Annotated in this window: 21 protein-coding genes; 13 read left to right on the top strand and 8 right to left on the bottom strand. The window is 38.5% G+C overall.

Going from position 1 to position 22,906, the window contains the following annotated elements:
* Nucleotides 1-46 precede the first annotated feature (46 nt).
* From F936_RS00605 to astE, 5 genes are read left to right on the top strand one after another with little or no spacing between them, the layout of a single operon-like run.
* Nucleotides 47-1,261: an aspartate aminotransferase family protein gene (locus tag F936_RS00605; protein WP_005043967.1), complete on the top strand. Its 1,215-nt coding sequence runs from the start codon at nt 47-49 to the stop codon at nt 1,259-1,261.
* Between the two features lie 17 nt (nt 1,262-1,278).
* The gene (gene astA, locus F936_RS00600) at nt 1,279-2,310 is read left to right on the top strand and encodes an arginine N-succinyltransferase (protein ID WP_005043965.1); all 1,032 of its coding nucleotides are present in this window, start codon (nt 1,279-1,281) and stop codon (nt 2,308-2,310) included.
* A complete protein-coding gene (astD, locus tag F936_RS00595; protein ID WP_005043963.1) occupies nt 2,310-3,779 on the top strand; it encodes a succinylglutamate-semialdehyde dehydrogenase in 1,470 nt (489 codons plus the stop codon). Before astA ends, astD begins: the two co-directional genes overlap by 1 nt.
* Nucleotides 3,780-3,796: 17 nt before the next feature.
* Nucleotides 3,797-5,140 carry an N-succinylarginine dihydrolase gene (gene astB / locus F936_RS00590; RefSeq protein ID WP_005043961.1) on the top strand — a complete coding sequence of 448 codons (1,344 nt, stop codon included), beginning with the start codon at nt 3,797-3,799 and terminating at the stop codon, nt 5,138-5,140.
* Nucleotides 5,141-5,152: 12 nt separating this feature from the next.
* Nucleotides 5,153-6,127: a succinylglutamate desuccinylase gene (astE, locus tag F936_RS00585; protein WP_005043959.1), complete on the top strand. Its 975-nt coding sequence runs from the start codon at nt 5,153-5,155 to the stop codon at nt 6,125-6,127.
* A 62-nt stretch (nt 6,128-6,189) separates the two neighbouring features.
* On the opposite strand, the gene F936_RS00580 is transcribed toward astE, so the two are convergent.
* Nucleotides 6,190-7,014 carry a hypothetical protein gene (locus F936_RS00580; protein WP_005043957.1) on the bottom strand — a complete coding sequence of 275 codons (825 nt, stop codon included), beginning with the start codon at nt 7,012-7,014 and terminating at the stop codon, nt 6,190-6,192.
* 593 nt (nt 7,015-7,607) lie between these two features.
* Between F936_RS00580 and F936_RS00575 the strand changes: the two genes are divergently transcribed.
* Nucleotides 7,608-7,916, top strand: a complete 309-nt coding sequence (locus tag F936_RS00575; protein WP_004639614.1) for a hypothetical protein — start codon at nt 7,608-7,610, stop codon at nt 7,914-7,916.
* Between the two features lie 36 nt (nt 7,917-7,952).
* Nucleotides 7,953-9,308, top strand: a complete 1,356-nt coding sequence (locus F936_RS00570; RefSeq protein ID WP_005043954.1) for a S8 family peptidase — start codon at nt 7,953-7,955, stop codon at nt 9,306-9,308.
* Between the two features lie 100 nt (nt 9,309-9,408).
* On the opposite strand, the gene F936_RS00565 is transcribed toward F936_RS00570, so the two are convergent.
* Together F936_RS00565 and F936_RS00560 are read right to left on the bottom strand one after the other, a co-directional pair.
* Nucleotides 9,409-9,840 carry a hypothetical protein gene (locus F936_RS00565; RefSeq protein WP_003653725.1) on the bottom strand — a complete coding sequence of 144 codons (432 nt, stop codon included), beginning with the start codon at nt 9,838-9,840 and terminating at the stop codon, nt 9,409-9,411.
* Nucleotides 9,841-9,939: 99 nt separating this feature from the next.
* Nucleotides 9,940-10,359, bottom strand: a complete 420-nt coding sequence (locus tag F936_RS00560; RefSeq protein ID WP_005038406.1) for a hypothetical protein — start codon at nt 10,357-10,359, stop codon at nt 9,940-9,942.
* A 172-nt stretch (nt 10,360-10,531) separates the two neighbouring features.
* Here F936_RS00560 and F936_RS00555 point away from each other — a divergent pair, with 172 nt between their 5' ends.
* The gene (locus F936_RS00555; protein ID WP_005043951.1) at nt 10,532-11,428 is read left to right on the top strand and encodes a LysR substrate-binding domain-containing protein; all 897 of its coding nucleotides are present in this window, start codon (nt 10,532-10,534) and stop codon (nt 11,426-11,428) included.
* Nucleotides 11,429-11,462: 34 nt separating this feature from the next.
* Here the strand turns inward: F936_RS00555 and cuyB are convergent, their stop codons facing one another.
* A complete protein-coding gene (gene cuyB / locus F936_RS00550) occupies nt 11,463-12,173 on the bottom strand; it encodes a cysteate racemase (RefSeq protein WP_005043949.1) in 711 nt (236 codons plus the stop codon).
* A 237-nt stretch (nt 12,174-12,410) separates the two neighbouring features.
* On the bottom strand, nt 12,411-13,277 hold the full coding sequence (locus F936_RS00545; protein WP_005043945.1) for a LysR family transcriptional regulator: 867 nt from the start codon (nt 13,275-13,277) through the stop codon (nt 12,411-12,413).
* Nucleotides 13,278-13,385: 108 nt separating this feature from the next.
* Between F936_RS00545 and F936_RS00540 the strand changes: the two genes are divergently transcribed.
* Nucleotides 13,386-14,288 carry a DMT family transporter gene (locus tag F936_RS00540; protein ID WP_005043941.1) on the top strand — a complete coding sequence of 301 codons (903 nt, stop codon included), beginning with the start codon at nt 13,386-13,388 and terminating at the stop codon, nt 14,286-14,288.
* 66 nt (nt 14,289-14,354) lie between these two features.
* Nucleotides 14,355-14,639, top strand: coding sequence for a YciI family protein (locus F936_RS00535; protein ID WP_005043939.1), 285 nt, complete (start codon nt 14,355-14,357; stop codon nt 14,637-14,639).
* A 68-nt stretch (nt 14,640-14,707) separates the two neighbouring features.
* Here F936_RS00535 and F936_RS00530 read toward each other — a convergent pair whose 3' ends face one another.
* From F936_RS00530 to glyQ, 3 genes are all read right to left on the bottom strand, one after another.
* Nucleotides 14,708-15,538: a hypothetical protein gene (locus F936_RS00530; RefSeq protein ID WP_005043937.1), complete on the bottom strand. Its 831-nt coding sequence runs from the start codon at nt 15,536-15,538 to the stop codon at nt 14,708-14,710.
* A gap of 234 nt (nt 15,539-15,772) precedes the next feature.
* Nucleotides 15,773-17,842 (bottom strand): glycine--tRNA ligase subunit beta, encoded by a 2,070-nt coding sequence (glyS, locus tag F936_RS00525; protein WP_005043935.1) that lies wholly within the window; start codon nt 17,840-17,842, stop codon nt 15,773-15,775.
* Nucleotides 17,842-18,819 (bottom strand): glycine--tRNA ligase subunit alpha, encoded by a 978-nt coding sequence (glyQ, locus tag F936_RS00520; RefSeq protein WP_002044989.1) that lies wholly within the window; start codon nt 18,817-18,819, stop codon nt 17,842-17,844. Before glyQ ends, glyS begins: the two co-directional genes overlap by 1 nt.
* A 772-nt stretch (nt 18,820-19,591) precedes the next feature.
* Here glyQ and F936_RS00510 point away from each other — a divergent pair.
* The 3 genes from F936_RS00510 (at nt 19,592) to F936_RS00500 (ending at nt 22,887) form a co-directional block, all read left to right on the top strand.
* Complete coding sequence (locus tag F936_RS00510) at nt 19,592-20,854, top strand: putative DNA modification/repair radical SAM protein (RefSeq protein ID WP_003653711.1); 1,263 nt, start codon at nt 19,592-19,594, stop codon at nt 20,852-20,854.
* 2 nt (nt 20,855-20,856) lie between these two features.
* A complete protein-coding gene (locus tag F936_RS00505) occupies nt 20,857-21,654 on the top strand; it encodes a TIGR03915 family putative DNA repair protein (protein ID WP_005043929.1) in 798 nt (265 codons plus the stop codon).
* A 132-nt stretch (nt 21,655-21,786) separates the two neighbouring features.
* Entirely contained in the window at nt 21,787-22,887 is a 1,101-nt protein-coding gene (locus tag F936_RS00500) for an HPP family protein (RefSeq protein WP_005043927.1), read from the top strand.
* The last annotated feature ends 19 nt before the right edge of the window (nt 22,888-22,906 follow it).

Genomic DNA, 22,906 nt, shown 5'->3' with positions numbered 1-22,906 from the left:
AAAATTCAAGTGATATCGAATATATTAAATAAATACTGAGGTAAGCATGGAAAAGCCAATTTCTGTAACTCGAAGCAACTTTAACGACTGGATGGTTCCAGTTTTTGCACCGGCAAATTTCATTCCTGTACGTGGTGAAGGTTCACGTATATGGGATCAAGAAAATAAAGAATATATTGATTTTGCAGGCGGGATTGCAGTAAACGCATTAGGTCATGCGCATCCAGTGGCAGTAAATGCTTTAACAGAACAAGCAAAAAAACTTTGGCATGTGGGCAATGGTTATACAAATGAACCTGTTCTACGCCTTGCAAAACAACTCACTGAAAATACATTTGCAGACAAAGTTTTCTTCTGTAACTCAGGTGCAGAAGCGAACGAAGCGGCATTGAAACTAGCTCGTAAAGTCGGTCTAGACAGCGGCGTTGCTGGTAAAAGTGGCATTGTGGCATTTAAAAATGCTTTTCATGGTCGTACTTTATTTACCGTTTCAGCAGGCGGTCAACCTAAATATTCACAAGACTTTGCACCGCTTCCAAACGGCATTAACCATGTTGCCTTTAATGATTTAGACGCAGCAAAAGCGGTGATTAATGAGCAAACATGTGCAGTCATTGTTGAACCGATACAAGGTGAAGGCGGTGTTATTCCAGCTGACATCGAATTTTTAAAAGGCTTACGCGCACTGTGTGATGAGTTTGGTGCCTTACTTATTTTTGATGAAGTACAAACTGGTGTAGGCCGTACAGGTTCACTTTATGCCTACATGAACACTGGTGTTATTCCAGATGTTCTTACAACTGCAAAAGCACTAGGTGGTGGTTTCCCTGTCGGTGCAATGCTAACAACAGATAAATTTGCGCTGCATTTTTCAGTTGGTACGCACGGTACGACTTATGGTGGTAACCCATTAGCAAGTGCGGTTGCAGGTGCAGTATTCGAATTTATTAATACACCGGAAGTCCTTGAGGGTGTAAAGCATCGTCATCAGTATTTCCTTGATGCCTTGAATACTTTAAATGCTGAACATCAGATTTTTGAAGAAATTCGTGGTCAAGGTTTGCTCATTGGTTGCGTATTACAAGCTGAGTATGCAGGAAAAGCTAAAGATATTACGACTTGGGCTGGTGAGGAAGGATTACTTGCTCTAATTGCAGGTCCGGATGTCGTTCGTTTTACTCCGTCTCTCATTATTCCTGAACAAGATATTGATGAAGGGATTGCTCGTTTAAAAAGAGCATTGGCAAAATTGGCTAAATAAAAAAAAGGAAGCTAGCCATGATGATTGTCCGTCATGCCGAGTTTCGAGACCTTGAAGATATTTATAAATTAGCAGGTAAGTCGGGTGTGGGCCTGACTTCCTTGCCACAAAATATGGATACACTTTCGGCTCGAATTTCACGTACTCGCAATACTTTAAATGGCAATGTCCATAAAAGTGAACAAGGCTATTTATTTGTTCTTGAAGATACAGAAGCTCAACGTGTTATTGGTTTAAGTGCAATTGAGGTTGCTGTAGGACTCATGGAACCTTGGTACAACTTTCATGTTGGAACACAAGTACATGCTTCAAAAGCACTAAATGTTTATAAGTCATTACCGACCTTATTTTTAAGTAATGACAGAACAGGTAGCAGTGAACTCTGTACATTATTTTTAGATCCAGAGCGTCGTGAAAACCAAAACGGTAAATTCTTATCGAAAATCCGCTTTATGTTTATCGCTGCCTTTAAGCAATATTTCGAGAAAAAATTAATTGCCGAAATGCGTGGTTTCTCAGACGAAAATGGATGTTCTCCATTTTGGGATGCGATTGGTCACCATTTCTTTAATATGGATTTCTCAACTGCCGACTATTTAAGCGGAATTGGGCAAAAAGTATTTATTGCAGAGCTTATGCCACGTTTTCCGGTCTATGTAGATCTCTTGCCAAAAGATGCGCAAGAGGTGATTGGAAAAATGCATCCACAAACTTTGCCTGCCTATCATGTGCTTGAGTCGGAAGGTTTACGCTATCAAGGATATGTCGATATTTTTGATGCTGGCCCAACGGTTGAAGTCAATATTGATGAATTACGCGCAGTAAAAGAAAGTCAGTTATTAAACGTCAAAATTACAAGTGAAGCTGCGGTCGGTAAGACTCAATATCTCGTTGCAAATGATAATTATCATGACTATCGCGCAATGCTGATGAAGCTTGATCTTGTTGATAACACTATAAATTTAACGCATGAACAAGCTGAAAACCTCGGTGTACAAGAAGGTCATGTTGTTCGTGTGCTATCACTCAATCCAATGGAAGTATCCTGATGTCAAACTCTTTATTTATAAACGGTGTCTGGTTACAAGGCAGCGGCACAACATTTGAAAAAACAAATCCAGTTGATAACCAAACTGTCTGGTCGGGTGCTGAGGCTACTGCTGCTGATGTTGAGCAAGCTTGCCAAGCGGCGCGTACTGCATTTCCAGCATGGGCACGTTTACCTTTTGTAGAGCGTGTGGCGATTGTTGAAAAATTTGCAGCTTTGCTTGAAGAAAATAAAAAGCACTTAGCGGAAGTCATTAGCCAAGAAACTAGTAAACCATTTTGGGAAACGTTAACTGAAGTTCAATCAATGATTGGCAAGGTTGCAATTTCAATTCGTGCTTATCACCAGCGTACTGGTGAAAGCTCAACTGAAATGGCTGATGGCGTGGCATCTTTACGCCACCGTCCACATGGTGTGCTTGCAGTTTTCGGTCCATATAACTTTCCGGGTCATTTACCAAATGGACATATTGTTCCTGCATTACTTGCAGGCAATACCGTGGTATTTAAGCCAAGTGAATTAACGCCTTGGACTGCTGAAGAAACTGTAAAACTTTGGCAGCAAGCAGGTTTGCCAAATGGTGTGATGAACTTGGTGCAAGGTGGTCGTACCACGGGTGAAGCGTTAGCTGCTTCACATGAAATTGACGGTTTATTATTTACCGGAAGTGCGAACACAGGTTATCACCTACATAAACAAATGGCAGGTGCTCCTGAAAAAATTCTTGCGCTTGAAATGGGCGGCAATAATGCATTGATTATTGATGAAATTATCGATATTGATGCTGTGATTAATCTTACTATTCAATCTGCTTTTGTTTCGGCGGGTCAGCGTTGTACATGTGCACGCCGCATCTTGGTAAAAAATGGCCCAGAAGGTGATGCATTTATTCAACGTTTTGTTGAGGTTGCTAAAAACTTAAAAGTTGGTCGTTGGAATGATGAACAACAACCATTTATGGGTGGCGTTATCTCGTCAGTTGCCGCATCAAACATGATGTTTGCTCAGCAAAAATTGCTTGAGCTTGGCGCAAAAAGTTTATTGCCAATGACGCGTCCGCAAGAAGACAGTTCATTACTTACGCCGGGTATTGTGGATGTAACAGGTGTGACAGATATTCCAGATGAAGAGTATTTTGGTCCACTTACGACCATTCAACGTTATGACAATTTTGATGAAGCATTGAAAATTGCAAATGCAACTCGCTTTGGTTTGTCTGTTGGTCTGGTTTCTCCAAAACGTGAATTGTTTGATCAAGTACTTATTGAAGCGCGTGCCGGTATTGTGAACTGGAACAAGCCATTAACAGGTGCTTCAAGTGCTGCGCCATTTGGTGGTGTAGGGGCATCGGGTAACCATCGTGCGAGTGCCTTTTATGCCGCTGATTATTGTGCTTGGCCAATGGCTTCACTTGAAAGTGACAGCTTAACCTTGCCAGAAAAATTATCTCCAGGGATTGTGTTGCCTTAAACACTAGGGAAAGAAAAATGAAAGGATATGAAGTAAATTTCGATGGTTTAGTGGGACCAACACATCACTACGCGGGCTTGTCGTTTGGTAATGAAGCATCGACAAAAAACCGTAATAATGCCTCTAATCCAAAATTAGCAGCCAAACAAGGCTTGCTAAAGATGAAAGCCTTAGCTGATTTGGGTATGAAGCAGGGTGTACTTGCTCCACATGAACGCCCGCATGTTCCAATGTTACGCCGTTTAGGTTTTACAGGAGATGACATTAGTGTTGTTGCTCAAGCAATGCGTCATTCACCTGAACTCTTATCATCTTTAAGTTCCGCTTCGCCAATGTGGACTGCAAATGCGGCAACAGTTTCACCTTCGGCAGATAGCCAAGATGAACGTGTACATTTTACCGCAGCGAACTTAAATAATAAGTTTCACCGTTCGATTGAAGCGGAAACAACAAGCCAAGTTTTACAAGCAATCTTTAAAAATGAACGTCATTTTGTACACCATGAAGCATTGCCGCAAGTGGCTTTGTTTGGTGATGAAGGTGCAGCAAATCACAATCGTTTAGGTGGTGATTATGCTAAGCGTGGGGTTCAAGTTTTTGTTTACGGTCAACAACATTTAAATAATGGTTTGCCGGGGCCAAAACGTTATCCTGCTCGTCAGACGCGTGAAGCAAGCGAAGCAATCGCACGTTTGCATCGTTTAGATGATGCACATACAGTTTTTGTTCAACAAAATCCAGATGTGATTGATCAAGGCGTTTTTCATAATGACGTGATTGCGGTCAGCAACCAACAGGTTTTATTCCATCATCAACATGCATTTTTAAATCAAGATCAGGCTTTTGCTGAAATTCGTCAAAAAATGGCAAGCATCGGTGAAGACTTTATCTCGATTGAAGTTCCTGAAAATCGCGTTACCGTTGATGATGCAGTAGCAACATATTTATTTAATAGCCAGATTTTGACTCGTCCAGATGGTGGAATGACCATTGTTGTACCAGAAGAGTCGCGCCAGAATAAGGCAGTGTGGGGTTATTTGAACGATATGGTTCAGATGGGTACACCAATTGATGCTATTCAGGTTTATGACTTACGTGAAAGTATGCGTAATGGTGGTGGACCAGCATGTTTACGTTTACGCGTAGCTTTAAATGAAACCGAGTTAAATGCTGTAAATCCAAAAGTATTAATGAATGATCAATTGTTTGGCACACTCAATCAATGGGTAGATAAACATTATCGTGATCGTTTAACTCAAGAAGATTTAGCTGATCCGCATTTATTGATGGAAAGCCGTATGGCACTCGATGAGCTGACCAAAATTTTAGGTTTGGGTTCGGTTTATCCTTTCCAAAAATAAGGAGGAGGTGACATGCAAGATTTTCTAGCATTAACCTTACAAGGTGAGCAGCCTACAACACGTGAAGGAAAACAAGATAATTTTTCTTGGCGTTGGTTAGGTGAGGGAATTCTTGAATGTACGCCACATGCACAGTACGACAAAGCCGTCGTACTGTCAGCTGGTGTACATGGGAATGAAACAGCACCAATTGAATTGTTGTCTCATCTTTGCACAGATTTATTTGCCGGACGCTTAAACCTTGCTGTGAGGTTGTTGTTTGTATTGGGTAATCCATATGCAATGCGTCAAGGTAAACGTTATGTGCATGACGATGTGAACCGAATGTTTTGTAGTGGATATAAAACGCTGCCAGTGACTGAAGAATCAAAGCGAGCTGAGGTTTTAGAGCAAGTTGTCACGACTTTCTTTCATGAAAGTTCAAGCCAAGCAAAACGTTATCACTATGATTTGCACACAGCTATTCGGGCTTCTTTATTGCCTACTTTCGCGTTATTTCCATATCAAACGCATGCTTATGATGCGAATTTAACAGCAAGTCTTGAATCGGCTGATTTAGATGCTTTGGTGTATCACAATGCGGTAGGCAAAACGTTTACACATTTTACCAGTGAGAATTTTAAAGCAGCCAGTGTAACCTTAGAGTTGGGTAAAGCTTTGCCATTTGGACAAAATGACTTGAGCCAGTTTGCTGCAATTGATGAAGTCATTCGTCATGTTGTTTCTGAGCAAGTTTTACCAGCACGCAATAAAGCGAAAATTCGAGTGTTTAAAGTATCGGACTCTTTAATTAAAAAAGATGAAGATTTTCAGATGAACTTATCAGCTGAAGCTCCGAATTTTTCGACTTTTACAAAAGGTGAAATCATTGCGACACAACCTTCTGGTAATTATGTTGTTGAGCAAGATCAGGTCTGGATTTTATTTCCAAATCCAAATGTGAAGCTTGGTTTGCGTGCGGGCTTGGTTTTAACTGAAACGAGCTGAATGCTTGATTTTTGAGAAATAAAAAAAGGGCAATTAATTGCCCTTTTTTTATTTATAACGGATTAGTTATTACCGAAAAGACCTTTAATCCAAGATTTCTTTTCCGCTTTTTGTGTAGACGCTTGCGCATCTGCATTTACACTTGCATTAATTCCGACAGGAGCAACGTTAACACCAACATTTACACCAGTATTAGCATTGATTGCCGCTGGTTGAGCTGCATTTAACTTTGCCTGAGCATCTGCTTTACTGTCTGCAACAAACTCTTTTTGCTCAGCTTGATTTTGAGCTACGCGAGTTTTTACAGCATCTACATGCGCTTGAGCATCAGCTTGTTTTTCACCAGTAAATTCTTTTTGGTCAGCTTGTTTTTCTGCAACTTTAGTCTTTACAGCATCAAAACCTGCTTTTGTATCGGCTTTAGCTTCAACTGCTAGGTTTTTAGTACCTGTTGCAGCTTTAGTTGCTAAGTTTTTAGTGCCCACTGCAGCTTCAGTTGCTAGGTTTTTAGTACCAGTTGCTGTTTTAGTTGCAAAGTTTTTAGTACCGACTGCAGCTTCAGTAGCCAAGTGTTTAGTACCTGTTGCAGCTTCAGTCGCTAAGTGTTTAGTACCTGTTGCTGCTTTAGAAGAAAGTTCAGTCACTTTACCAGTTGTTTTTTTAGTCGCTTTAACCGTAGTGTCAGCAGCAACATGACCTGCATGTTTTGCTGTGCTGCCTACAGTATGTGCAGTATTTTTGACTGTGTTGGCTACGCCACTAACAAGACCGCCTGGTTGTACATTTACTTGGGCAGAAGCATCTGCATTAACGCCCGCACTTTGTGCAAAAATAGAGGCAGAAGCAAGAACACTTGCAGTAACGATAGCTGTTTTCATCATTTTCATTGCGATATCCTTCAAAGAATATACCCTTTTAGTGAGGTATTTCATAAACGCAAACGAATCATAGCTAACGCATTATGGGTTGGGAACTAACTTCACCAAAACGTTACAACAGTGTTACGTTGAGTAAACAGACTAGGGATAAATTGTGAAGATTAATAAAAATTAATAATAAAGTGAAAAAGAATGTTTATTTGTTAGTTATTCTAATTAAGCTGGGCTAATTTTATCTTTTTATTTTTAAAAATAAAATTTCAAATTTTCTTGAAGTTTCTCTTCTTTTCAACATGTACGTATATCTCTAATTATGATTTGAGTCTCATTATTTATTAGTGGGAACGGCATAGTTATTGCTTATTATGAGAATAAGATGCTTTCTAGCACTTTTTTGAACCACCTTCTGCCAGAAATATAAATGTACAGGGCAGAACAACATTTTTGCTTATTCGGGTGTGGATATTTCTACTTCTTTTGTGGGTATATATTTCATTCATTAGATTTTTCACATGAAATATATTTTAAGAAATACCTCTTTATTTCGAATAATCAAAAATAAAAATAGATGTCTATAAACAAAAGAACAGAGATCTTAACTGATGAAAATTATTGCTTCCTTTCTTGTATTAGTCGGCTTGGTCGCCGTTGTTCTCTATTTTAAGCCCACAAGCGGTGCATCTGATGTGTTCAATTCAGTTTTACATGAATCGAATTCGTCACAACCAGACACATCCTCTTTTCTTTCTAAACTTAAGGAGCCTACTCAAGCTAAAAATCTATCTTTAGATTCAACTCATCCTCAATCGGTGTCAGCTGATACCGTTCCTTTTTATGACACAAAAAGTGATCTTTCGATTCAACCGATTGATCCAGAAAAAGATCCAGCAAATGAAATAAAAGCGAAATAAGCAAATTGTTAGTTGAAAAAACTACGGAGAAAAATAATGCAAAGTAAAACGTTATTTCTATTAGGTCTATGTACGATATTAAGTACAACTGCATCCGCACTTCCTTTAGATTCTAAAGGTGCTAAACAGCAGTTAAATCAAGCAGCAAAACAAAAAGTATTTCAGGGCAAAATCGATTTAGATGCTTTGGTCACTAACGATTCGAATGATTTAATTGTTGAATACAATATTCCTTCGGTGAGCGTGCCTTCTGGTTTAGAGCGGCGGAGTTATATCGCAACCAATAAAAAGAATATACAGGCAAGGTTTAACCGTGCTGGCGGTGTGCAAGTACTGCGGGACTACAATAATTTGCCTTTAGCTTTTTATCGGATTAGTAACCGCGAAGCATTAGTCTCTTTATTAAATGACCCGAATGTTAAAGCGGTTTACCCAAATCGGATTAATCAAACCACGACCAATGAAAGCTTACCTTTAATTAACCAACCCCAAGCAAACACCAATGGTTTTACGAGTGAGGGTTCTAGTGTGGCAGTGATTGATACAGGTTTGAACTATTTACATTCCGATTTTGGTTGTACAGCAGTCAATACACCATCAAGCACATGTCGGGTGGTTTATTCTTTTGATAGTGCACCAGATGATGGAGCATTAGATGATGACGGACATGGTAGTAATGTTTCAGGTATTGTGTCTAAAGTCGCAACCAAAACTAAAATTATTGGTATTGATGTCTTTAGAAAGGTGCGGTCCCAAGGTAAGTGGGTCAGTACAGCCTACGATAGTGATATTCTTGCAGGGATTAACTGGGCCGTAAACAATGCACAAACCTATAATATTAAAGCGGTTAATTTAAGCCTTGGTGTTCCTGGCGTTAAATATACTTCAGAGTGTAGTGATAGCAGTTATGGAACGGCATTTGCTAATGCACGAGCTGCTGGTGTGGTGCCAGTTGTAGCCTCAGGTAATGATGCATTTGCAGATGGTATTTCATCTCCTGCCTGTGTTGCTGGTGCAGTGAGAGTCGGCGCTGTTTATGACAGTAATATTGGTGGTGTGTCATGGGGGAATCCAGTGAAATGTTCTGACCCAACCACAGCAGCAGATAAGGTAGCATGTTTTAGTAATGGTGGTAGCCTTGTGACTTTATTAGCACCAGGTGCAATGATTACTGCGGGCGGTTACACCATGGGCGGTACGTCTCAAGCAACACCACATGTGGCAGGCGCGATTGCTTTATTACGAGCAAATGGCGTGAGTCCAATTGAAAGTATTGATCAAACGATTAGCCGTTTAAAAACGACAGGTAAACCAATTACAGATTCGAGAACGGGATTAGTTTTTCCGCGAATTGATTTGCTGGCAGCAACAAATGGCTTGATCGCTAATTAAATAGCTTATTTATAATTTTTAAATCAGGTCCAAGAAATTTTAAATGGCTATAACTCGTTGCAAAAGAAAGCTTCTGCAACGAGTTTTTTATGGAAAAGCCTTAATTACACTTTGCTAAATTAGCTGCATTAAAATTATTTTGGAGTTTTTTGAAGTTATTTTGAATTTCAGGATCTTGAATATTAAAGGTCGTAGAACTCTTAGTCGTAGAGTTGGTTGCTTGATTTAATATGCCTGATTCATCAGGGTATTGTAGGGTCGAAGAAGTCGCTGAAATTAGACCTTTATTATTAAACGTCCAATGTTCGGTCACATGTCCTCCACCTAAATAACCTGTAAATTCAATCATACAAGCTTGATTATCTTGTTTAATGAGCTTGGCCACATTACCTGTCGTAGACGGATAAGCTTCGATATTGGTGTCTTGCTCTAAAACTTGAGCTTGAGAATAAGAAGAAAGGGGCGTTGATGTTGCACATGCAGTTAATGCTAAGCAGCATAGTGTTGAAAAGAGAAGTTTTTGACTATTCATAAGGCAGATTCCTAGCTCTTTATAGTGAGTGGTATTTATGTCTAGATTGATATTTGTATTTTATATTAAAGCGCGAAGTTATCGCGCTATCCAAAAAATTTAGTTAACCGTAGTGCTAGATTTACTTAACTCACCTTGTTCTATTGGGATGTTTTCACCGTTTCGGCTACTGGTAATATTTTGCTTAGCTTGATCTATTTTTGTTTCAGTAAAAGCTTTTGCTGTATCCGCTTTTTGTTGAACGACTTCTGCCTTTTCAGCAGTAAATTCTTTGGTGTTTTTCCACTTTTCACTAATTTTATTTGAGGTCTTTTCAGAAGCACCTTGAATATTGTCTCCTAAATTTTGTATGCCTTTTCCTGTTTTATATAACAGTACACGCCCTAGGCTTGGATTATCACCATAAGGTTGTGTTTTAGAAGCTATTTCATTCACTTGTTGAGGTTGCGTTGTTTCAGCAAATAAGCTTGATGAAGCCAATATAGAGGTCGCAATACATAGAGTTTTTAGGGTTTTCATTTTGGATAAAACCTCCCCAACCAGAATCAAAAGATGAAGTGCTGATCTTACTGATAAAAATACAGCTTGTACTGCAATGAGATAAAACCCATACGATTTGATTACGATAAATCATCATTTCAAATATAATTAAATACCGTATCTAAATTTCTAGAATGATCTGGAGCCTCAAGTGATACAAAACATTGAATTAAAATGGTTATATGACCTGATTGTTCTAGAAAAATACCGAAATTTTACAGTCGCTTCTGATATTAGAAATATTTCTCAGTCTTCGCTGAGTCGTCGCATTCAAGCCTTGGAAAATAGTCTTGGTTTTGAAGTGTTTGATCGAGAAACTTCTCCTTTGCAGTTAACGGAGCAGGGTAAGCTTTTTATATTGCATGCTAGAAATTTACTGGATGATTTTGAGTTCAATATAGATCAAATTAAAGGTGATAATCATGTGCGAAGCAAAGTCACGATTGCTTCTGCGCATTCTTTGGCAGGATATATTTTTCCTAAAATTTTAGGAAATTTAAAAAATTACCAAGAAAAGATTTTTCATGTTGAAGCAATCAATGTGAATGAAACCGTAGATTCTCTTAAAAATGGTCAATGTGACTTTATTGCATCTTTTTATGATGATGACTTAATGAATCCACAATTTTTGTGCCATAAGTTGTTTTCGGCAAAGCTTTATCTAGTCACGACTCCAAATCATTTAGGTCGACCTAAATTTTCACTCGAAGATACTTCAATTCCACTCATGAACTATACCGATGACAGTTACATGGGGAAAAAGGTAAATAAATTTCTACAAGATCATCATTCGGACAAGTTTGAGACAAATTTTGTGTCTTCAATGAGTCTATTACTTAAGGATATGATCAAAGGCGGTTATGGCGTAGGGTGGTTACCCGATTACAGCATTCAAGATGAGTTAAAACAAAATCAGTTGATGATCGTACCAATGAAAGAGTCAGTACTGTCTGTCGATATTTATTTATATCGCAGTAGTGTAAGGCTTAATGCAACTTCTGAAGGATTATGGAATTTTGTGAAGGCAATTGATTGGACCATTGCCTAAATTAATTATGCATAATTTGCATTAAATTTTTTAATCATGCGGCTGATGCTGTTAATGAGTTCTGATACCAAGCAATCGCATTTTTAATGAGTAAATCGGTCGCATCAACAAACAGTTCAGGATTGTCTTGGATACTGTCTTGTAAGATGAGCGGAATTTCAGTACATGCTAATAAGAATTTTGTACTTTTATTTTGTCTATAAAAATGAATAACCTCACTCATAAGTTGTTTTGATTTTTCGATATTTCCTGCTTTGTATTGATAGATACTTTGCATCACTTTGTGTTGCATCTCAACAGAAGGGGTAGAGAAACGAATATTGTTTTGGATGAACTGGCTTTGGTAAAGTTGAGTGCTTATGGTGGCGGACGTCGCAAGAATACAAACTTCAGCAATTTGGCTGTCTTGAATAAAATGAACCGCAGATTCAATAATACTAATCATTTTGGTTTGGGTGCGTTGCTGTAACTGGTTAAACCAAAAGTGGGCAGTATTGCAGGGAATAATGATACAGCCGACCTGTGCTGCTTCTAAAATTTTAAGATATTCAGCCATTTTTTCGAGTGGTTTATCATCATGATTGATAATCGATTGTGTTCTATCTGGGATGTCTGGAATAGAAACCGTGATGACAGGAATATGCTCCTGATCGCAATGTGCTGGCGTATTTTTAATAATTTTATCCATGGCATCAATTGTGGCTTGTGGACCCATACCACCTAAAATTCCAATTGCTTTATTCATGTTGAATGACTCAAAAAATACGTTATGTACTTAGCATCTGCTTCTTTTGAGTGATGTCGTTGCAAAAAGCGGATGGGTCATGCAGTTTATGTTTTTATAATTGATTCTTAATTTTTATTAGGATATTGTTTTATATCAATAAAATTAAAATATTTAAAATGTCATGATGTGTTTTATGCATCATTATTTTATGTAAAGCATAGCGTTTTACATAGATAATTTCATTCGAATGCACAGCTAAGCTATAAATTCTGACTTAATCAATTCTAAAAACATATCTCGAGCTTTATGGTTGCTCACATTTTTGTGCCAGAAAAACTGGTTTTGCATAAAGGCAAGATGTTCAAATTTATAGCCTCGAATATTGGTTAAATTTTTATATTGCTCAAAAAGACTCTTTGGTACTAAAGACACACCAGAGCCTGCACTCACGCAACCAATAATAGTGGCGTAACTGGTAATGCTGGTAATTGGAAGCGAGATATTTTTGAGCTTAAGCCATTCTTCAAGAGCAGCGCGGTAAGGACAACCTTCAGTCCACATAAAGATTTCTTTACCAATCAGGTCTTCTTGGCAGTGGATTTCACCGAAAGATTCTGGGGCAATTAAAATAATTTCTTCTTGATAAATACCGAGTTTGTTTAACATTGGAAACTCAATATTACCAGCGACAATGGCTCCGTCGAGCTTATGCTGAGAAATATCAACTAATAACTGTTTCCATGTGCCAGTAATAATTTGAATGGAAACCTCTGGATAGCGTTGATGATATTTCGCCAGTAAGTTGGGTAGGCGAGTCGTAGCAGAAGATTCAATAGCCCCAATTTTTAATGGACCAGAGGGCGGTGCATCAGGGTGAATACTACGTTTTGCTTCATCACAAAGCGCTAAAATTTTCTGGCAGTAATTAAGAAAGATTTCTCCAGATGGAGTGAGCTTTAAACTTTTCCCTTCCCGATAGAACAGAGGTGCGCCAAGCTCTTCTTCAAGTTGTTTAATGCGCGCCGTGATATTAGATGGAACGCAGTGCAACTGCAAAGATGCCTTGGTCATCGTGCCGCATTCAACCACCGTTTGAAACATTTTTAACTGAGCGATATCCATGTTTTATCATTCACTTTTAATGAATATTAGACTCAATATAAGTTAATTTTATTCAACTATCCATGCGCATATGATGAAAGAGTTCCATTTCATTAGCGTAGATTTAACATGGCAATTTCACTTGCTGTCGAAAAACAGCCTCCGGCATTTAAGCTTTATTTGTGTATTGCTATTACCGTCTTTTGTTGGGGTTATTCACCTATTGGTGTACACAGTGCTTTGCATTCATATACACCGCAGCATATAGCTCTGCTCCGCTTTGTGATTGCATCTGTTTTCTTACTGCTCTTGGTCATGAAAAAAGGAATTCAGCCGTTAAAGTGGAAAGATGTTCCTGCGCTTGGGGTATTAGGATTTTTCTCTGTGACCTTGCATCATTTGCTTATAAATACGGGGCAGCAATATGTCAGTGCGGTTGCATCTAGCATTTTAAGTCAATCTATTCCGCTATTTACATTTATCGTTTCAGCTTTGTTTTTTAAAGAGAAAATCCGTTTCAAACAGTGGTTTTGTATTTTATTAGGTCTTTGTGGCGCCGTTTTAGTAGTTAGCGGTGATCGAGGCTTTGGTGTGCCGAGCCCTTATGGTTTGTTAATTGTTTTGGCGGCAATTGCATGGGCGATTTACTTTAATTTATATAAAAAATTTGCCTTAAATTATGATGCTTTGAGCATGATGTGCTACATCATTTGGTTCGGAACCATTCCTTTACTGTTCTATAGCGCGCAGTTGTCTGCTGAAATTCTACATGCCACTTGGCAGGCCAATATGTCGATTGTGTTGTTGGGTATTTTCCCCAGTGCGATGGCTTATGTGCTTTGGGGATATGTACTTAAAAATATGCCGTTAACGATTGCGTCGAATTTTTTGTATTGCTCGCCCATTGTTGCAATGAGTTTGGCAGTTGTTTTCTTAAATGAAGAACCATCAATGATTGTGCTGTTAGGTGGTGTGATTATTGTGGGGAGTTTAGTGTGGATGAATTGGGGGAATCGGCGTACCATCGAATAAACTATAGATAAGCTATCAGTAGTTTAACCCTCCTATGTCATGTGCTACTTCCTTTAAGAGAATGAAATGATTGTTGTTACCTTGACCTATAAAAAACCATTAACCGAAGTTGATGCTGTACTCAAAGAACATATTGCATTTTTAGATCATTACTATGAGCAAAAGAAATTTCTGGCATCGGGGCGTCGAGAAAATAGGGCAGGTGGAGTGATTTTAGTTTTAAGCTCTTCGATTCAAGAAGCTGAAGAAATTATGAAAAATGATCCATTTTATATTCATGATGCGGCTGATTATGATTTTATGTGGTTTGAGCCATCGAAAAGTTTAGAAGAAATTAAAGAGTTTGTTTAAACATTAGAGAACTGCTTAAGCTTAAGTAGTTCTCTATTCTATTTATTTGATATTAATTAGTAATTTTATTATTGTTCAACGATATAAATATTATTTTGAAATACATCCCCTTTGCTTGTTTTAACTACACCAACACATAAATTGTCAGGAGTTTGAATAAAAGAAACTAAGGATGTATCTGCATTGGTTTTACAGTTCTTTTGCTTGTTCTCATCAAATGCTGTTAAATTTAATTGATGTTGTAAATCTAAAGTGAACACTTGGCTAAGAGCGCTAAATGCTTGATCTGCTTTTTGCATAAATAATAAATTATTTTGAGCTTCCCATTCAGATAAAGAAATACGTTCCTTACTCACATAGTGATATAAGCGTTTTGTATCTGCATTATTGTCTGCCGCATTTTTGAATTGGGTCTTTAAACCAAAATTTACTTTTACAATTGGTTTTTCACGGAAAGAAAGACGTGAATAAGGCACAATTTTGACTTCTGATGCCTGATTTAAACCTAGCAGTTTGAGTGTGGTATCTGCTTTATTTTGGGTGAAAGAGTCGGTAATTTTTTGTTGTATTAACTGGTCAAATTTAATAGGTTGATTAAGAGAGCTTTTTTCAATGGCTGAACTATTTGCATTTTTGTCAATTGCCATTGCAACACCTACTCCGATAAGGCCAAACATTCCAGAAACGGGGCTGGCAGAAGCACTACTTGCATCACCAACTAATATTTGACTTTCCTTTACAAAGTAATCACCTGCACCTGATTCAGTCATTGAAGAAAGTTGTTCTGAAGAAACTGAAATAGATGTTTGCTTACCCGCAGCTGGATATTGAATAGACTTTGTTGTTGCACATCCAGTAAATAATAATGTTGATATAAGTAATAAATTTAAGTTTTTCATTGCAATGGTACTTTGTTAAGTTTGGTAATTATTTGTTCTAGTTTATTGAATTATGGATTAAATGTGAAGGTGGTAAATAATTCTTATTTATTAATTGATTGCAAAATAATCGTTTATAATTTTACTGAGCGAAATTCTTCAATAAGAAATCATTAAAAAACCATGTTTCTGATTTAAATCAAAAACATGGTTTTAATAAGACTTAATTATACAAAAATTAATTTCTATATAATTTTAACCCTGCAATACACTTACATCAGCGATAGCAGTAAACAAGTTACGTAGCTGAGCCAATAAACGTAAACGGTTTGCTTTCAGGTCAGCATCATCCGCCATGACCATAACACCATCAAAGAATGCATCAATCGGGGCACGAAGTGCTGCAAGCTTAGAAAGGGCAGCTGTGTAATCTTTTGCGGCGAGTAATGGCTCAACAACAGGAGTAACTGCTTGAAGCTCAGCAAATAATGCTTTCTCAGCATCTTCAACCAAGTTCGCTTCAACTACAGAACCTTCTGGTGCTGCTTCTTTTGCAAGAATGTTAGCAACACGTTTGTTTGCAGCAGCAAGTGCAGCAGCTTCAGGTAGTGCACGGAAATGGTTTACAGCATTTACACGCTTGTCAAAATCAAGTGGAGATTTTGGTGCAAGTGCTTGAACCGCTTGAAGCACATCAACAGCAACGCCTTGGTCTTCATACTTGGCACGGTAACGACCTTCCAAGAATGCAACAGCATCAGCACGCGTTTTGTCGTGGTCTTTAACGATGTCGCCATAACCTTGAAGTGCGAGATTTACCAGTTCTTCAATCGTTACGTCCAATTCATTTTCAATGATTAAACGTAAGATACCAATTGCTGAACGACGAAGAGCAAACGGGTCTTTAGAACCTGTAGGTGCTTGTCCAATACCGAAAATACCAACAAGTGTATCTAAACGGTCAGCAAGGGCAATCGTTGTACCAGTTTTGGTTTTTGGTAAAACATCGCCAGCGAATTTTGGTAAATATTGCTCGCCTAAAGCTTCTGAAACTTCAGTGTTTTCGCCTTCAATGCGTGCATAGTAAGTACCCGCAATACCTTGAAGTTCTGGGAATTCACCTACAAGCTCAGATGTTAAGTCGCATTTAGCAAGTAACGCAGCTTTTTCAGCGTCGGCTGGGTTTGCACCAGTGATTGCAGATAATGCAACAGCAAGTTTTGCAATACGTGTTGATTTATCCCAAAGCGTACCCAGTTGTGCTTGGAATACCATGTTTGCCAATTTTTCTTTACGAGATGCAAGCGGTTGCTTTTGATCTTGTAAGAAGAAGAATTCAGCATCAGATAAACGAGGGCGAACAACTTTTTCATTACCTTCAATAATTTGAATCGGATCTTTAGACTCAATATTTGAAACAGTAATGAAGTAAGGCTGTAATTTACCTTCGCTATTGATCAAACAGAAATATTTCTGGTTGTCTTGCATTGTTGTAATAAGTGCTTCTTGAGGAACAGCAAGGAAGCGCTCTTCAAAATTTGCACGAAGAGCAACAGGCCATTCAACGAGGCTTGTTACTTCATCAAGTAAATCACTTGGAACAATCGCAGTTGCGTTAACTTCATCAGCTAACTTTTTTACTTGTTCTTGAATGGTTGCTTGACGTTTTTCAAAGTTCGCAACGACATATGCTTTTTCTAAAGCAGCTAGGTAGTCATTTGCATGCGCTAAAGTCACAGCTTCAGGTGCATGGAAACGGTGACCATAAGTCACATTACCAGCTTTATGATCTTGAATAGTCGCATCAACAATTTGGTCATCTTTAAGTAAGAGAACCCATTTAACCGGACGTACAAATTCGGTACGGCTTGCAGCAGAACGCATACGCTTAGCAATTGGTAAATTGTCTAGCGCAGTTTGCAAAATTTGTGGAAGTAAAGCATCAAGGCTTTGACCTTTTACATCTTTTAAATAGCAAACTTTTTCAACTTTACCTGCTTGGAAAGTAGAAAGCTGATCAACAGTAATACCTTGACCACGCATAAAGCCTTCGAGTGCTTTAGTCGGTTTACCTTCTGCATCGTAAGCCGCTTGAACAGCAGGGCCATCAAAACGTTTTTGTGTATCAGCTTGAGCAGCATCGATATCAACAATTTTAAGCGCTAGACGACGTGGAGCTGCATAAGCTTCGATAGATGCAAAATTTAAGCCCGCATCTTTTAAGCCTTTTACCGTTTCTGCCTGTAATGCATCACGTAAAGTTTTCAAGCTTTTCGGTGGAAGCTCTTCACAGCCAAGTTCGAATAAAACAGTATGTTTGCTCATTAGTTTTTCTCCGCCTTTGCTGCTTCACTTTCAGCTTGTGCTTTTAGCTGTGCCAATACTTCATCACGTAAGTGTGGTTCTGCCATTGGGAAGCCAAGTTCTGCACGTGCTTGTACATAACTTTGTGCAATCGCACGAGCTAAAGTACGTACACGTAAAATGTAGCGTTGACGCTCAGTCACAGAAATTGCACCGCGTGCGTCAAGCAAGTTAAAGGTATGAGACGCTTTAACGACTTGCTCATAAGCAGGAAGCGAAAGTTTTGCTTCAATTAAACGGTTTGCTTCTGATTCGTAAAAATCAAATAGTTCAAATAGTTTTTCAACTGGAGCGTATTCAAAGTTATAAGTCGATTGCTCAACTTCATTTTGATGGAATACGTCGCCGTAAGTTACAGTGCCAAATTGGCCTTTGGTCCAAACAAGGTCATAAACCGAGTCAACACCTTGAAGATACATCGCAAGACGTTCTAAACCGTAAGTGATTTCGCCTGTTACTGGGTAACATTCAACGCCACCCACTTGCTGGAAGTAAGTGAATTGAGTTACTTCCATACCGTTAAGCCAAACTTCCCAGCCTAAGCCCCAAGCCCCAAGTGTTGGAGATTCCCAGTTGTCTTCTACGAAACGAATGTCGTGAGTAAGCGTATCAATCCCGATTGCTTTTAAAGAATCAAGATAAAGCTGTTGGATATTGTCTGGGTTTGGCTTAAGCACCACTTGGAATTGGTAGTAGTGTTGCAAACGGTTCGGGTTTTCACCATAGCGACCATCTTTTGGACGACGTGAAGGTTGAACGTATGCAGCATTCCAAGTTTCTGGTCCTAAAGCACGTAAGAATGTTGCGGTGTGGAATGTTCCAGCGCCCATTTCCATGTCGTACGGTTGTAGTACGACGCAGCCTTGTTCGGCCCAATAGTTTTGTAGGGCAAGAATTAAACCCTGAAATGTATCAATATGCGATATAGCACGACTCATGGTGCATCCACTGGAATCAAACAAAAATTGTGGTTAAGTATAAGGATTTTGGTGGTGAGTGGCAAAGGCTAGTTGGGGGATTACGTCCCGTTTTTTAAATGCTGTTTGAGATCTGCTCTGAGTAGTAATATCCAATAGATGACGGCATAGGTCAACGAAAATGGACCTAATACATAGAAGAATTCAATCACAAAGAGTTCAAACTGTTCTAGTGGTGCGAATATCAACATAAGTAAGGTTGGAATGACGTACGTAAGAAACAGCGCGCTTAGAATGACGGTAAAAAAATTAATACGATGATACCTATGTAATTTAAGTTGAACAAAAATGGCAGGAAAAAATACGAAGATGTAGTAGATAAGGAGTAAGAATCCAATAAATAATCCGAATTGAAAGATGAAGTTAAAATCAGGCAGTTCAAATCTAATAATGTTGGGGTAAAACATAAAAATAAGAAAAAAAATATAAATAGTGATGGAAGCATAGAGAGGTGTAGTCAATGACAAACATCTCCAAATTTGATCTTCATTTACATTTAAATTACGAATGAGAAGTTTAAAAAAAGAAAAAATGGGATTCAGCATTGGTGTTGTACCCATACAAAAAAGCGAACCTCTTTTTATATCACAGCTTATCTGCTCAATTGCGATATTCCGTTTTATTTTTCGGGGGATTGTCACGTCACCTCATGACGCATAGCGTACTTCACTGGATTAAATTTAAGAATGCAAAATGATATTTTTTAAACGATGCCATAAATGAGTCGTTTGATATGTCTGATCGCATTCGAGAAAAACTACAAATTCTTGCTGATGCTGCTAAATATGATGTGTCTTGTTCATCAAGTGGCAGTGACCGTAAAAATAAAGATAAAGGTTTGGGTGATGCCAGTCATTCAGGTATTTGTCATAGCTATACCGAAGATGGCCGCTGTGTATCTCTCTTAAAAATTCTATTTAGCAACGTATGTATTTTTGATTGTGCCTATTGTGTTTCACGCCGTTCTAACGACGTCCAGCGTGCAGCATTTACTGTGCAAGAGGTGGTGGACTTAACCATTAATTTTTATCGACGTAATTATATCGAGGGCTTATTTTTAAGTTCAGGTATTTTTAAATCGGCCGACCATACAATGGAGCGTATGCTTCAAGTCGTGAAGAAGTTGCGCCTTGAAGAAAATTTTAATGGCTATATTCACCTAAAAACCATTCCGGGAGCATCGCCTGAACTTATTCATGAAGCAGGTTTATATGCTGACCGTATGAGTATTAATTTAGAGATGCCGACCGAAATTGGGCTAAAGACTTTTGCACCAGAAAAATCACATCAGGAAGTGCAAAAAGATTTAGGGTTAGTGCGTGACAGACTTATTCAGCTTAAAGATGAACGACAAATTATTAAGCATGTACCGAAATATGTGCCGGCAGGACAGACCACGCAAATGGTAGTGGGTGCTCATCAAGAGTCAGACCAAGATGTCTTGTTTATGGCAGATAAGCACTATAAAGAATTTAAGCTCAAGCGCGTCTATTTTTCGGGCTATATCCCAATTAATACTGAAAATAATTACTTGCCAGCAGTGGGTTCTGCTCCGCCGTTACTTCGAGAAAACCGACTCTATCAAAGCGATTGGCTGATGCGTTTTTACGGTTTTCAGGTCAATGAAATCGTCAATGAAAAATTCCCAAACTTAGATCTTGATGTAGACCCGAAATTAAGCTGGGCGTTAAGGCATCCTGAACAGTTTCCAGTAGATTTAAACCGTGCTGATTATCAAATGATTTTGCGTGTACCTGGCATTGGGGTGAAATCGGCTAAGAAAATTGTTCAGGCTCGTCGCTTTGGCAAGATCCACATCGATTTACTTAAAAAGTTAGGTGTCGCCTATCAGCGAGCAAAATTCTTTATCCACTGTGAAGACAGTCCAAAATTCCAAAAAGAATTATCTTCAAATTTTATTCGGCAACAGATTTTAACGCAGGGATCTTCGAAATATGTACAGCAACTCTCGCCACAATTAAACCTTGGGTTTTAGTCATGTTTAATGATGAAGTCGCTTACTATTTTGATGGCTCAATGGTCGGGCTGCTCAGTTGTGTGTTTCGCGCATTTCAATTCAAAGAATTACAGGTCAGACTCTGTTTGAATGATGCGGCTCAACATGGCTTATTCGCTGATAAAATTGAGGTTTCAAATAATGAGCAACATGCCGAACGTGTGTGGTCCGCGCTGCAAAAAAAGCTTTCTTCGTCTTCTTTAAGGCAATTTTATTTTGCCTATTTATCTGAGTCTTTAGATGCCTGTCAGCATTTATTTAATTACTGTATTTACGTTTTTACTAGTCACTCATCGATAGAAAAAGATTATTCGCACCCAAGTGTTTTAGCAATTTCGCAGTGGACGAAAAAGGTTGGGCGAGAGAAGCATCGGATGGAAGCTTTTATCCGTTTTAAGAAAACCAAAGATGAGCTGTTTTTAAGTTTGGTTCGGCCTGATTTTAATGTTTTACCGCTCATTCAGCCGCATTTTAAACGGCGTTATCAAGATCAGCGTTGGCTCATTTATGATGAAAAACGTAAGTTTGGACTTTATTATGATTTAAAAGGAATACATGAAGTTTCGCTCGAAGCCTCGAAAGTTGACCGTAATTTAAAAAATGGAATGAGTCAAAGCTTTCAGCTGGAGTTAGATGAGCAAGAAATCTTATATGACCAGCTTTGGAAAGATTATTTTAAGAGCGTGAACATTACGGAACGTCAAAATATAAAACTTCATGTGCAATATTTGCCGAAACGCTACTGGCGTTATTTAAATGAAAAATTGATTGAATATTAAAGTTTTAAAATAACAAAAGATAATTCAACAGGGTTTCTTATCTTTGAAAGATATAATTTAAATGCATTTTATGTGGCTTTGAGCGTATACTTTTGCCCGTTATAAATAACGGCATATCCCCAAAGGTGTACTGTGAGTGTTATACAGCGAGAATGGTTACAGATTTTAAAACCAAATTTTAAGGTTTTGCCTTTAAAAGAACGGTTGCTTTGTGGTGTTGGAGCACTGTGTGGTTTAGCAATTTCTTCCTTAATTAGCTGGTATGTTTTAGGTGGAATTAATGCCTGGTACATTGCACCCATGGGAGCTTCATCTGTTCTCTTATTTGCTGTGCCAACCAGTCCATTGGCTCAACCATGGAATGTGATTGTTGGTAATACGCTAGCTGGAATTATTGGGGTTGCCTGTGCACATTGGATTCCTGATTTAACCACTGCTTTTAGTGTGGCAGTGGGCTTTGCCATATTCTTAATGATGACCACTGACTCTTTGCATCCACCAAGTGGTGCAGTCGCGATTACGGCTGTGTTAGGTGGTGCTGCAATTCATAAATTAGGCTTTTATTTCGTTTTTTATCCAGTTCTACTCAACTCGTTACTTTTACTCGGTTTCGCCGTCTTTTTTAATAGATTAATTGGAAGACATTATCCAGTTACCGCACGTCTCAATGAGCGTAGTAAAGATCCAACACCGACTCAAAAAGTATCGATTCAACCGAAAGATATTGAGTACGCTTTAGAGCACCACACTGAACTGTTAGATATTAGCCAATATGATTTAGAAAAAATTATTTTAGATGCACAAGAACATGCCAACGAACGCATAGTCAATCAATATACCTGTCAGGATATTATGAGCCGTGATGTGATTAAGCTGCATGAAGATGATGATATTCATCAGGCGCTGGATAAGTTCAAGCATATTAATCTCATGAGCTTACCGGTGGTAAATGCTGACAATCATCTAGTAGGAACTTTAGCTTTATATGAAGTTGTGGAATGGTTTAAAGGTGCAGCGGACCCAAGAAACTCTTGGCAGCATTATGTGAAACAGATTATGAGTCGTAAAGTGGTGACAGTATTGCCAACACAGCCTATTCAAGATCTAGTGCCTTATTTTGTTGAAAAATCTTTTAATTATATTCCGGTGGTCGAAGAGCGGAAGTTGATCGGAATGATCAGCCGTGCAGATATGATTGCTGCCTTACAACAACAGTTAAGTCGTAAGTTATAGTTTTTAAGAATAAAAAAAG

The sequence above is a fragment of the Acinetobacter calcoaceticus DSM 30006 = CIP 81.8 genome, from assembly GCF_000368965.1.
GTDB lineage: Bacteria > Pseudomonadota > Gammaproteobacteria > Pseudomonadales > Moraxellaceae > Acinetobacter > Acinetobacter calcoaceticus.
The sequence above is the reverse complement of the archived record's forward strand: the minus strand, read 5'-3'. Positions and strand labels throughout refer to the sequence as shown.